The organism is Idiomarina sp. HB, assembly GCF_048059115.1.
GTDB classification, from domain to species: Bacteria; Pseudomonadota; Gammaproteobacteria; order Enterobacterales; family Alteromonadaceae; genus Idiomarina; species Idiomarina abyssalis.
The window spans coordinates 1-10,013 of sequence record NZ_JAYLVU010000003.1 but is presented as its reverse complement, the minus strand read 5'-3'; the positions used below and the strand labels follow the sequence as shown (position 1 = coordinate 10,013).

At 46.6% G+C, this 10,013-nt stretch carries 18 protein-coding genes and 1 rRNA gene; 18 read left to right on the top strand and 1 reads right to left on the bottom strand.

Annotation, left to right across the window (positions count from 1 at the left end; genetic code table 11):
- Positions 1-94: 94 nt before the first annotated feature.
- The 17 genes from rplN (at position 95) to rplQ (ending at position 8,588) form a co-directional block, all read left to right on the top strand.
- The gene (gene rplN / locus VBY75_RS09375; RefSeq protein WP_006956444.1) at positions 95-463 is read left to right on the top strand and encodes a 50S ribosomal protein L14; all 369 of its coding nucleotides are present in this window, start codon (positions 95-97) and stop codon (positions 461-463) included.
- 10 nt (positions 464-473) lie between these two features.
- The gene (gene rplX / locus VBY75_RS09370) at positions 474-788 is read left to right on the top strand and encodes a 50S ribosomal protein L24 (protein WP_034822544.1); all 315 of its coding nucleotides are present in this window, start codon (positions 474-476) and stop codon (positions 786-788) included.
- 20 nt (positions 789-808) lie between these two features.
- Positions 809-1,348 (top strand): 50S ribosomal protein L5, encoded by a 540-nt coding sequence (gene rplE / locus VBY75_RS09365; protein ID WP_054489097.1) that lies wholly within the window; start codon positions 809-811, stop codon positions 1,346-1,348.
- Between the two features lie 11 nt (positions 1,349-1,359).
- Positions 1,360-1,665 (top strand): 30S ribosomal protein S14, encoded by a 306-nt coding sequence (rpsN, locus tag VBY75_RS09360; protein ID WP_011235134.1) that lies wholly within the window; start codon positions 1,360-1,362, stop codon positions 1,663-1,665.
- A 26-nt stretch (positions 1,666-1,691) separates the two neighbouring features.
- Positions 1,692-2,084 (top strand): 30S ribosomal protein S8, encoded by a 393-nt coding sequence (gene rpsH / locus VBY75_RS09355; RefSeq protein ID WP_011235133.1) that lies wholly within the window; start codon positions 1,692-1,694, stop codon positions 2,082-2,084.
- 14 nt (positions 2,085-2,098) lie between these two features.
- Positions 2,099-2,632 (top strand): 50S ribosomal protein L6, encoded by a 534-nt coding sequence (rplF, locus tag VBY75_RS09350; protein ID WP_054489095.1) that lies wholly within the window; start codon positions 2,099-2,101, stop codon positions 2,630-2,632.
- Between the two features lie 9 nt (positions 2,633-2,641).
- Complete coding sequence (gene rplR / locus VBY75_RS09345; protein WP_054489093.1) at positions 2,642-2,995, top strand: 50S ribosomal protein L18; 354 nt, start codon at positions 2,642-2,644, stop codon at positions 2,993-2,995.
- A 9-nt stretch (positions 2,996-3,004) separates the two neighbouring features.
- Complete coding sequence (gene rpsE, locus VBY75_RS09340) at positions 3,005-3,505, top strand: 30S ribosomal protein S5 (protein WP_011235130.1); 501 nt, start codon at positions 3,005-3,007, stop codon at positions 3,503-3,505.
- A 6-nt stretch (positions 3,506-3,511) separates the two neighbouring features.
- Positions 3,512-3,694 (top strand): 50S ribosomal protein L30, encoded by a 183-nt coding sequence (gene rpmD, locus VBY75_RS09335; protein ID WP_054489091.1) that lies wholly within the window; start codon positions 3,512-3,514, stop codon positions 3,692-3,694.
- A gap of 3 nt (positions 3,695-3,697) precedes the next feature.
- Positions 3,698-4,132 (top strand): 50S ribosomal protein L15, encoded by a 435-nt coding sequence (gene rplO, locus VBY75_RS09330; RefSeq protein ID WP_054489089.1) that lies wholly within the window; start codon positions 3,698-3,700, stop codon positions 4,130-4,132.
- 5 nt (positions 4,133-4,137) lie between these two features.
- On the top strand, positions 4,138-5,466 hold the full coding sequence (secY, locus tag VBY75_RS09325; protein WP_054489087.1) for a preprotein translocase subunit SecY: 1,329 nt from the start codon (positions 4,138-4,140) through the stop codon (positions 5,464-5,466).
- Between the two features lie 24 nt (positions 5,467-5,490).
- On the top strand, positions 5,491-5,604 hold the full coding sequence (gene rpmJ / locus VBY75_RS09320) for a 50S ribosomal protein L36 (RefSeq protein ID WP_006956433.1): 114 nt from the start codon (positions 5,491-5,493) through the stop codon (positions 5,602-5,604).
- 120 nt (positions 5,605-5,724) lie between these two features.
- Positions 5,725-6,081: a 30S ribosomal protein S13 gene (gene rpsM, locus VBY75_RS09315; protein ID WP_011235126.1), complete on the top strand. Its 357-nt coding sequence runs from the start codon at positions 5,725-5,727 to the stop codon at positions 6,079-6,081.
- A 12-nt stretch (positions 6,082-6,093) separates the two neighbouring features.
- Positions 6,094-6,483, top strand: a complete 390-nt coding sequence (gene rpsK, locus VBY75_RS09310) for a 30S ribosomal protein S11 (protein WP_011235125.1) — start codon at positions 6,094-6,096, stop codon at positions 6,481-6,483.
- A 28-nt stretch (positions 6,484-6,511) separates the two neighbouring features.
- Positions 6,512-7,132: a 30S ribosomal protein S4 gene (gene rpsD, locus VBY75_RS09305; protein ID WP_054489085.1), complete on the top strand. Its 621-nt coding sequence runs from the start codon at positions 6,512-6,514 to the stop codon at positions 7,130-7,132.
- A 25-nt stretch (positions 7,133-7,157) separates the two neighbouring features.
- On the top strand, positions 7,158-8,147 hold the full coding sequence (locus VBY75_RS09300; RefSeq protein WP_054489083.1) for a DNA-directed RNA polymerase subunit alpha: 990 nt from the start codon (positions 7,158-7,160) through the stop codon (positions 8,145-8,147).
- Between the two features lie 39 nt (positions 8,148-8,186).
- Positions 8,187-8,588, top strand: a complete 402-nt coding sequence (gene rplQ, locus VBY75_RS09295; RefSeq protein WP_034822551.1) for a 50S ribosomal protein L17 — start codon at positions 8,187-8,189, stop codon at positions 8,586-8,588.
- Between the two features lie 67 nt (positions 8,589-8,655).
- On the opposite strand, the gene VBY75_RS09290 is transcribed toward rplQ, so the two are convergent.
- Positions 8,656-9,267 carry a hypothetical protein gene (locus VBY75_RS09290; protein WP_233399473.1) on the bottom strand — a complete coding sequence of 204 codons (612 nt, stop codon included), beginning with the start codon at positions 9,265-9,267 and terminating at the stop codon, positions 8,656-8,658.
- A 676-nt stretch (positions 9,268-9,943) separates the two neighbouring features.
- Between VBY75_RS09290 and VBY75_RS09285 the strand changes: the two genes are divergently transcribed.
- A 16S ribosomal RNA gene (locus tag VBY75_RS09285) occupies positions 9,944-10,013 on the top strand; the annotation flags it as partial.

The following is a 10,013-nucleotide window of genomic DNA, read 5'->3' as shown; positions in this document are numbered from 1 at the left end:
TATCTGTTACAATTCGCGGCCCTTTTTATAAGGGAAAAACCAAAGGCAGCACGACCCGAGAGGGTCTGTTTTTTTAACTAAGCGGGGCACTGAAATGATCCAAATGCAAACTACCCTGGACGTTGCCGATAACTCCGGCGCGCGCAGCGTACAATGTATTAAGGTTCTAGGTGGTTCGCACCGTCGCTACGCAAACATCGGCGATATCATCAAAGTTACTGTTAAGGAAGCAATTCCTCGCGGTAAGGTGAAGAAAGGCGATGTAGTGAATGCGGTGGTCGTTCGCACCAGAAAAGGCGTCCGTCGACAAGACGGGTCGGTCATCCGTTTTGACCGCAACGCGGCTGTGTTGTTGAATAACAACCAACAGCCCATTGGCACTCGTATTTTCGGGCCGGTAACTCGTGAACTGCGTTCAGAGCAGTTTATGAAGATTATCTCGCTGGCACCAGAAGTACTATAAGGAGTCAATTATGGCGGCAAAAATTAAACGTGATGACGAAGTAGTCGTCCTGGCAGGTAAGGACAAGGGCAAGCAAGGCAAAGTCCTGAAAGTTCTTACTGATAAAGATCGCGTGATCGTGGAAGGCGTCAACGTAGTCAAGAAACATCAGAAGCCAAATCCGGCTTTAGGTGAATCTGGCGGCATCGTTGAACAAGAAGCAGCCATCCACATTTCGAACGTAGCGATCCTTAACCCAGAGACAGGTAAAGCAGATCGTGTTGGATTTCGTATTGAAGATGGCAAGAAAGTTCGCTTCTTCAAATCGAACAACGCAATCATTTAATTCAAACTTGGAGTTTTACGATGGCGAAACTGCATGATTTTTATAGAGAATCGGTAGTTCCTGGACTGATGAAAGAGTTCAGCTACAACAGCGTCATGCAAGTCCCTCGGATTGAAAAAATCACCCTTAACATGGGTGTTGGTGAAGCTCTGGCTGACAAAAAAGTACTTGATAACGCAGTGGCGGACCTAGAGGCTATCTCTGGTCAAAAGCCAATTCGTACTGTGGCACGCAAGTCTGTCGCCGGTTTCAAAGTCCGTGAAGGCTTCCCGATTGGCTGTAAAGTAACTCTGCGCGGCGAGCGCATGTGGGACTTTTTGCAACGCTTAATTTCGATTGCAATCCCACGTATCCGTGACTTCCGTGGCCTGAACCCTAAATCGTTCGATGGTCGTGGTAATTACAGCATGGGTGTTCGTGAGCAGATCATCTTTCCGGAAGTCGACTATGACAAAGTCGACAAGGTACGTGGTCTGGATATCACCATTACCACTAATGCTGGCACAGATGACGAAGCTCGTGCTTTGCTAGCTGCCTTTAACTTCCCGTTCAGAAAGTAAGGTGTAGAGTTATGGCAAAACAGTCAATGAAAGCGCGTGACGTGAAGCGAGCTAAAATCGCTTCAAAATACGCAGAAAAACGCAACGCACTGAAAACGGTCATTAATGACCCTAAAGCATCAGACGAAGAGCGTTGGGAAGCCGTACTTAAGTTGCAACAGCTCCCACGTGATGCCAGTCCGACGCGTCAACGTAACCGTTGTCGTATAACTGGTCGTCCTCATGGTTTCCTTCGTAAATTCGGTATGAGCCGAATCAAGGTCCGTGAGATGGCGATGCGCGGTGAAATTCCTGGCTTGAAAAAAGCTAGCTGGTAAGCCACGAATCACGGGAGAAAGCAAATATGAGCATGCAAGATCCAATTGCGGATATGTTCACACGCATTCGCAACGCTCAAGGTGCTAACAAAGTAACGGTTAAAATGCCGTCTTCTAAGCAGAAAGTGGCGATTGCTCAAGTTCTGAAAGAAGAAGGTTTTATTACTGGTTACAGTGCCGAGAGTACTGTTAAACCTGAGCTTGAAGTCGAATTGAAATATTTCGAAGGCAAGCCAGTAATTGAAACAATCGAGCGCGTTAGTCGCCCCGGTCTGCGTATCTATAAGAAACGCAACGAGCTGCCTAACGTAATGGGTGGCCTTGGCATCGCAGTAGTTTCGACGTCTAAAGGCCTGATGACTGATCGTGCCGCTCGCCAAGCTGGTCTTGGTGGCGAAATTATCGGTTACGTAGCGTAATTAGGAGGTAGGAAATGTCACGTGTTGCTAAAGCACCCATTGAAATTCCTGCTGGCGTTGAAGTTACGCTAAATGGCCAGGAAGTCACGATTAAAGGTGCCCAGGGCTCACTGAGTCGTGTTGTAAACGATGCAGTTGAACTAGTGAAAGAAGACAGTGAGTTACGTACTAACGCCCGTGAAGGTGTTGCTAACTCAACTGCTCAAGCTGGTACGGCTCGTGCATTGTTGCAAAACATGGTGGTCGGAGTCACTAAAGGATTCGAACGTAAGTTACAGTTGATGGGTGTTGGTTACCGTGCGCAAGCACAAGGTAAAAAACTGAACCTGACGCTAGGCTTTTCGCATCCTGTGGAGTTCGAAATTCCAGAAGGAATTACAATCGATACTCCGACTCAGACTGAAGTCGTCGTTAAAGGTGCAGATAAGCAGTTAGTTGGTCAAGTTGCCGCTAACATTCGCGCATACCGTAAGCCAGAGCCTTATAAAGGCAAAGGCGTTCGTTATGCTGACGAGCAAGTGCGCCGTAAAGAAGCCAAGAAAAAGTAGGGTAATACGATGGACAATAAAGCAGCTCGCTTACGTCGTGCTACTCGCGCACGTAAACAAATTAAAGAGTTGGGTGCAAATCGCCTGGTCGTTCACCGTACACCACGGCATATTTACGCACAGTTGATCGCACCTAACGGTTCTGAAGTGCTGGCAGCCGCATCGACTGCAGAGAAAAGTGTTCGCGAAGGGCTTAAATCTACAGGTAATGTAGATGCAGCCAAAGTCGTGGGCAAAACTATCGCTGAACGAGCGATTGAAAAAGGCGTTAAAAGCGTTTCTTTCGATCGTAGTGGTTTTAAATACCACGGTCGCGTAGCCGCATTAGCGGACGCAGCTCGTGAAGCCGGACTTCAGTTCTAGGAGACGAACATGGCAAATGTAGAAGCTCAAACCGGTGAACTGATAGAAAAGTTGATCACAGTTAATCGTGTAGCAAAGGTTGTTAAAGGTGGTCGTATCTTTAGCTTCACTGCACTGACTGTGGTTGGCGACGGTAAAGGTAAAGTCGGTTTTGGTTATGGTAAAGCGCGTGAAGTACCCGCTGCTATTCAAAAAGCAATGGAAAAAGCACGTCGCAATATGGTTACCGTTCAGCTGAAAGGCGACACTTTACAGCACCCTGTTAAAGGGCGTCATTCAGGTTCACAGGTATACATGCAACCTGCTTCAGAAGGTACGGGTATCATCGCTGGTGGTGCAATGCGTGCGGTTCTGGAAGTTTCAGGTGTACATAACGTGCTGTCAAAAGCATACGGTTCAACCAACCCAATCAACGTTGTTCGCGCGACTATCAAAGCGTTGAACGGCATGAAATCGCCGGAGCAAGTTGCGGCGAAGCGTGGATTGCGCGTTGACGAAATACTGGGGTAGTGAACAATGGCGAATAAGACAATCAAAGTAACACAGACGCGTAGCTCTATCGGCCGTTTGCCGAAGCATAAAGCTACACTACGTGGCTTGGGTCTCCGCCGCATTGGTCACACAGTAGAGTTGGAAGACACTGCTGCAGTCCGCGGTATGGTGAACCGAGTTAATTACATGGTTAAGGTGGAGGGATAAGCGATGGAACTTAATACTCTTGCTCCCGCACCTGGTGCAAAAAGCAGCAAAAAGCGCGTTGGACGCGGTATTGGTTCAGGTCTTGGAAAGACTGGTGGACGTGGCCACAAAGGGCAGAAATCTCGCTCTGGTGGTACTGTTAAGCCAGGTTTCGAGGGCGGACAAATGCCAATTCAACGTCGTCTGCCAAAATTTGGTTTTACTTCTCGCAAAGCAATGGTTACTGCGGAAGTAAACTTGGCAGAGATCGCGAAGGTTGACGGTGATACCGTTGAACTGGCGACTTTGAAAGCAGCAGGTCTCGTTCGTAAGAACGTACTACACGCTAAAGTCATCAAATCTGGTGAGTTAAGTCGTGCTGTGACTGTAAAAGGTCTGAAAGTCACCAAAGGCGCTCGCGAAGCTATTGAAGCTGCTGGCGGCAAAATCGAAGGATAGAGCAAATGGCTAAACCAGGATTGGAATCAAATCGAGCGCAAGGTGGCTTGTCGGAACTTAAGCGTCGCCTGTTGTTTGTGTTAGGAGCGATTATCGTTTTCCGAGCGGGCTCCTTTGTGCCTATTCCTGGTATTGATGCCGCTGTATTAGCTCAGCTATTCGAGCAGCAGAAAGATACCATCGTTGCTATGTTTAACATGTTCAGCGGTGGTGCCTTGGAGCGCGCTTCAGTATTTGCATTAGGTATTATGCCGTATATTTCGGCTTCGATTATTATGCAGTTGGCAAGTGTGGTTCATCCACGCCTGGCCGAGCTTAAGAAAGAAGGTGAATCTGGTCGTCGTAAGATAAACCAGTATACGCGGTGGGGTACTTTAATACTGGCTACGTTCCAGTCGATTGGTATAGCTACTGGCTTACCAAACTTAATGCCAGGACTCGTAATAGACCCTGGTTTCGGCTTCTATTTCACTGCTATTGTGAGCTTAGTCACAGGGACAATGTTCCTTATGTGGCTAGGTGAACAAATTACTGAGCGTGGTATAGGCAACGGTATCTCTATCCTGATCTTTGTGGGTATTGTTGCAGGATTACCTTCCGCTATCGGCCAAACTGCCGAACAAGCGCGTCAAGGTGACTTGCACTTGTTATTGTTATTGTTAATTGGTGTTGTGGTTATTGCAGTAACCTACTTCGTTGTTTTTGTTGAACGTGGTCAACGTCGTATCGTCGTTAACTACGCCAAGCGTCAACAGGGTCGTAAGGTATTCGCTGCACAAAGCACTCACTTGCCATTGAAAGTGAATATGGCAGGTGTTATTCCACCAATTTTCGCGTCGAGTATTATTTTATTTCCGGGTACCATTGCCACTTGGTTTGGCTCTGGTGAAGGTGCGGTTGCAGACTTTTTGCAGCAAGTATCAATGACATTGTCTCCCGGTCAGCCGTTATATGTGTTATTGTACGCGGCTGCGATAATCTTCTTCTGTTTCTTCTATACAGCGTTGGTATTTAACCCTCGCGAAACAGCGGATAACTTGAAGAAGTCAGGTGCGTTTATCCCGGGTATACGCCCAGGTGAGCAAACCTCGAGATATATCGATAAAGTAATGACGCGCTTGACATTAGCAGGCGCACTGTACATTACCTTTGTCTGTTTGGTTCCGGAGTTCATGATGATTGCATGGAATGTGCAATTCTACTTCGGCGGTACATCATTATTGATTATCGTTGTTGTTATCATGGACTTTATGGCACAGGTTCAGACTCATATGATGTCGCATCAATATGACTCTGTCCTGAAAAAAGCCAATCTCAAAGGCTACGGCCGGTAAGATTGGGTAGAACGGAGAGTAGCAATGAAAGTTCGTGCTTCCGTGAAGAAAATCTGTCGTAACTGCAAAATCATCAAGCGTAACGGTGTAGTTCGCGTTATTTGCACTGATGCTAAGCATAAACAACGACAAGGTTGATTCGAAGGAAAGGCTAGCGGCTTAACAGCCGCGGCCTTTGAAGTATTTGCAATTCGGCAATCGGTTGAGTATCCTAACGGGCTTTTCAACTGAAGCCTACAAATTAAAGGAGACGTGTTAGTGGCCCGTATCGCTGGCATTAACGTTCCTGACAATAAGCATGCAGTCATTGCCTTGACTGCAATCTACGGTGTTGGCCGTACTCGTTCACAGCAGATTCTTGCTGCAACGGGTATTGCTGAAGACACTAAGATTGGTTCATTGTCAGAAGACAAACTGGACGCGCTTCGTGACGCAGTATCAAAGTTCGCAGTAGAAGGCGATCTGCGTCGTGAAGTATCTATGAACATTAAACGTTTGATGGACCTCGGGTGTTTCCGTGGACTTCGTCATCGTCGTAGCTTACCTCTACGTGGGCAGCGCACTAAAACAAATGCGCGCACTCGTAAAGGTCCGCGCAAACCAATTAAGAAATAGGGGGATTGAGTAATGGCTAAAACACCAACTCGCTCTCGAAAGCGCGTTAAAAAGCAGGTCGCCGATGGCATGGCTCACGTACATGCATCTTTCAACAACACCATTATTACCATTACTGATCGCCAGGGTAACGCATTAGCGTGGGCTACCGCAGGTGGATCGGGCTTCCGTGGTTCACGGAAATCAACGCCGTTCGCAGCACAGGTTGCAGCAGAACGAGCAGGTGAAATGGCGAAGGAATACGGACTGAAAAACCTGGAAGTATTTGTGAATGGTCCAGGCCCAGGTCGTGAATCATCGATTCGTGCCCTGAACGCCGTTGGTTACAAAATCACAAATATTACCGATGTGACACCGATTCCTCACAACGGTTGTCGTCCGCCTAAGAAACGTCGCGTTTAAGGCGTGAATCGATAGTTGGAGAAAGATCATGGCAAGATATTTGGGTCCTAAGCTCAAGCTGAGCCGTCGCGAAGGAACAGATTTGTTCCTGAAAAGCGGCGTTCGCGCAATCGATTCTAAATGTAAGATCGAGACTGCACCAGGACAACACGGCGCGCGTCGCGGCCGTTTGTCAGACTACGGTGTTCAGTTGCGTGAGAAACAGAAAGTTCGTCGTATGTACGGCGTTCTGGAAAAGCAATTTCGTAACTACTACAAAGAAGCTGCACGACTGAAAGGCAATACCGGTGAGAACCTGTTGCAGTTGCTGGAACAGCGCTTGGATAACGTAGTGTATCGCATGGGTTTTGCGTCAACACGCGCAGAAGCTCGTCAGCTGGTCAGTCACAAAGCAGTTGTTGTGAATGGTCAGGTAGTGAACATTCCATCGTTCAAGGTTCGTCCTGAAGATGTCGTTTCTGTTCGCGAAAAAGCGAAAAAGCAGGCACGTATCGGAGCAGCACTGGAGCTTGCAGAACAACGCGAGAAGCCAGTCTGGATAGAAGTAGACAACAGCAAATTGGAAGGTGAATTTAAACGTCTTCCAGAACGTAGCGACTTGTCTGCTGAAATTAACGAACAGTTGATCGTAGAGCTTTACTCTAAGTAAAGCTTAAGCATAGAGAGAGGACACAATGCAGGGTTCTGTTACCGAATTCCTAAAGCCGAGGTTAGTCGACATCGAGCAAATCAGCCCGACTCATGCCAAGGTGACACTGGAGCCTCTGGAACGCGGCTTTGGTTATACACTGGGTAATGCGTTACGTCGCATTTTACTGTCGTCAATGCCAGGCTGTGCAGTGACTGAGGTTGAAATCGATGGCGTGCTGCACGAATACAGCAGCAAAGAGGGCGTTCAGGAAGATGTCATTGAAGTTTTGTTAAACCTGAAAGGGCTGGCTGTCAGCATTGAAGGTAAAGATGAAGCGACTCTGACTTTGAATAAATCCGGAGCAGGTCCTGTAACAGCAGGCGATTTCACGCACGATGGTGATGTTGAAATCGTTAATCCTGAGCACGTTATCTGTCATTTGACAGGCGACTATGAACTCGTTATGCGAGTTAAAGTTGAACGTGGTCGCGGTTACGTGCCTGCGGCATCACGTCAGTCCGCTGATGATGATGAACGTCCAATCGGTCGTCTACTTGTCGACGCGTCGTTCAGCCCGGTTGAGCGCATTGCATATTCTGTAGATGCGGCACGTGTTGAGCAGCGCACCGACTTAGATAAGCTGGTTATCGAAATGGAAACCAATGGTACATTGGATCCAGAAGAAGCAATCCGCCGTGCAGCAACAATTTTAGCTGAGCAGCTGGATGCCTTCGTTGAACTTCGTGATATCAGCGAACCGGAAGAGAAAGAAGAGAAACCGGAGTTTGATCCGATTCTTCTTCGTCCGGTAGACGACTTGGAATTGACTGTTCGATCTGCGAACTGCTTAAAAGCAGAAGCGATTCAGTACATTGGTGACTTAGTACAACGGACTGAGGTCGAGTTGTTAAAAACTCCGAACTTAGGTAAAAAGTCGTTGACTGAAATCAAAGACGTGTTGGCTTCACGTGGTTTGTCTCTTGGCATGCGCCTTGAGAACTGGCCACCAGCTAGCTTAATTGATAACGACTAAGGTCACCTTAGTAATAGATTTACTGAGAAGGGTATAGGTATGCGCCATCGTAAGAGTGGTCGTCAACTAAATCGAAACAGCAGCCATCGTCAGGCAATGTTCCGCAACATGGCAAGCTCTTTGGTGCGTCATGAGATCATCAAGACGACTTTGCCAAAAGCAAAAGAGTTACGTCGCGTTGTTGAGCCGTTGATCACAATGGCAAAACAAGACAGCGTAGCAAATCGTCGTCTGGCGTTCGCACGCACACGTGACAAAGAAGTTGTTGGCAAGCTGTTTAATGAGTTAGGTCCGCGTTATGAAGAACGCCCAGGTGGTTACACTCGTATTATGAAGTGTGGCTTCCGTACAGGTGATAACGCACCAATGGCTTACATTGAATTAGTTGGTCGCCCAGAAGTAGAAGAAGTTGAAGAAGTAGCGGAAGAAGTTACTGAGTAAACTGATTCAGAAAGTTAAAAAGCCGACTGTACGCAGTCGGCTTTTTTGTTTTTGGAATTGCGATTTTTTAGTTTAGCTTCTCGTCAAAGATTTTCGCTAACGTCTCCTTTTCTAAATACCCTTCATTAACCAGCCACTCAAGTTCTTTACGGCTTACTCCCGACTGCTTTGCTTCTAAAGTAAGCAATCTCCACTCTTCCTTATTCAAACTGTAGTTCTGCTTTTCTTTATCAGTGCCGACAAAGAAGTCTTTTAACACAGAGACTAGTGCCGTAGCTGTGTCTGGCAGTGCTTTAATAGATTCGGTTATTGAGGAGAGTATAGAGTTAGGTGCTTCCTTTGCCGCAGTTCGCAAAACGGATTCGGTGAAGTCTGGGTGTGATGCCACTGCTTTTCGTATAATTATGTCTGCTTGCCCAGGTTCTCGTTTGAGAGCAATACTAATGATGTCGTCGATATAAGCCGGTTCGGTTTGAATAGCCGATTCGACGATAGCGTCACACAAGTCAGGGTAGCGCTGAATAGCTATGTCGACCACGCTGTAGGTAACAGCGGGTTCCGCCTGCATCGCAGCAACGACAATGGCTTTAACTCGATTTTCCCTCGCATCAAATGCTGCATCAACAATATAGCTGGCGTGCTCAGGGTAATGGTTAATTAAAATGCGGACTGTGCGCATAATCGAAAAATTTTTGTTTAGGTGGTTATCAATGATATTTCGGTAGGTACTTTTTAAATCGGACTCTGAACTTGTTGTGTTGCTATCAAGAGTGATAGCACTGCTCGTTCGTATTGCGCTCGGATTTAGAGTTGCCACAAGTAAACAGGTAAACGTAATTAATTTCCAGCGCATATAATCGAAGCCCCTAAATTGAGTCCATTTATTATTTGAGACTTTAATATAACAACAGTTCAAATAAAGCACAAAAAAACAACAAAATAGATTTAAAATCGTTCAATAATAAGGGGCTTTAAAGTGGTTAGTTTGTTTTTTAGTCAGTTGATGTTTGAGATCAAAAAAAGATCTTGAAAGGCTCAGAGAGATCACTATAATTCGCCGCCGTTGTCATGAGTTATCCGGAAGGGATTCAGGCAACGGCGTTTTGTTTCAACCGGGCTGAAAAAAGCCGCTAAAAAGTGGTTGACGAAACGACTGGGAAGTGTAGAATACGCTCCCTGCTTCGAAAGAAGCAACGCTCTTTAACAATTATATCAAGCCAAGCAAACTGTGTGGGCACTTGCAGAAGTAAGCAAACAGAAATATTTGTATTGCAACTTTTGAATGAGTGTTCAGCAAGGTTTCATTATGAAGCTAAGCAAAAACGCGTAATTCATTGAGTTGATTGAACTACTTTTAATTGAAGAGTTTGATCATGGCTCAGATTGAACGCTGGCGGCAGGCCTAACACATGCAAGTCGAGCGGT

Coding starts and splice junctions, on each gene's coding strand:
- rplN (WP_006956444.1), top strand. CDS start 95: ATGATCCAAATGCAAACTACCCTGGACGTTGCCGATAACTCCGGCGCG.
- rplX (WP_034822544.1), top strand. CDS start 474: ATGGCGGCAAAAATTAAACGTGATGACGAAGTAGTCGTCCTGGCAGGT.
- rplE (WP_054489097.1), top strand. CDS start 809: ATGGCGAAACTGCATGATTTTTATAGAGAATCGGTAGTTCCTGGACTG.
- rpsN (WP_011235134.1), top strand. CDS start 1,360: ATGGCAAAACAGTCAATGAAAGCGCGTGACGTGAAGCGAGCTAAAATC.
- rpsH (WP_011235133.1), top strand. CDS start 1,692: ATGAGCATGCAAGATCCAATTGCGGATATGTTCACACGCATTCGCAAC.
- rplF (WP_054489095.1), top strand. CDS start 2,099: ATGTCACGTGTTGCTAAAGCACCCATTGAAATTCCTGCTGGCGTTGAA.
- rplR (WP_054489093.1), top strand. CDS start 2,642: ATGGACAATAAAGCAGCTCGCTTACGTCGTGCTACTCGCGCACGTAAA.
- rpsE (WP_011235130.1), top strand. CDS start 3,005: ATGGCAAATGTAGAAGCTCAAACCGGTGAACTGATAGAAAAGTTGATC.
- rpmD (WP_054489091.1), top strand. CDS start 3,512: ATGGCGAATAAGACAATCAAAGTAACACAGACGCGTAGCTCTATCGGC.
- rplO (WP_054489089.1), top strand. CDS start 3,698: ATGGAACTTAATACTCTTGCTCCCGCACCTGGTGCAAAAAGCAGCAAA.
- secY (WP_054489087.1), top strand. CDS start 4,138: ATGGCTAAACCAGGATTGGAATCAAATCGAGCGCAAGGTGGCTTGTCG.
- rpmJ (WP_006956433.1), top strand. CDS start 5,491: ATGAAAGTTCGTGCTTCCGTGAAGAAAATCTGTCGTAACTGCAAAATC.
- rpsK (WP_011235125.1), top strand. CDS start 6,094: ATGGCTAAAACACCAACTCGCTCTCGAAAGCGCGTTAAAAAGCAGGTC.
- rpsD (WP_054489085.1), top strand. CDS start 6,512: ATGGCAAGATATTTGGGTCCTAAGCTCAAGCTGAGCCGTCGCGAAGGA.
- VBY75_RS09300 (WP_054489083.1), top strand. CDS start 7,158: ATGCAGGGTTCTGTTACCGAATTCCTAAAGCCGAGGTTAGTCGACATC.
- rplQ (WP_034822551.1), top strand. CDS start 8,187: ATGCGCCATCGTAAGAGTGGTCGTCAACTAAATCGAAACAGCAGCCAT.
- VBY75_RS09290 (WP_233399473.1), bottom strand. CDS start 9,267: ATGCGCACAGTCCGCATTTTAATTAACCATTACCCTGAGCACGCCAGC.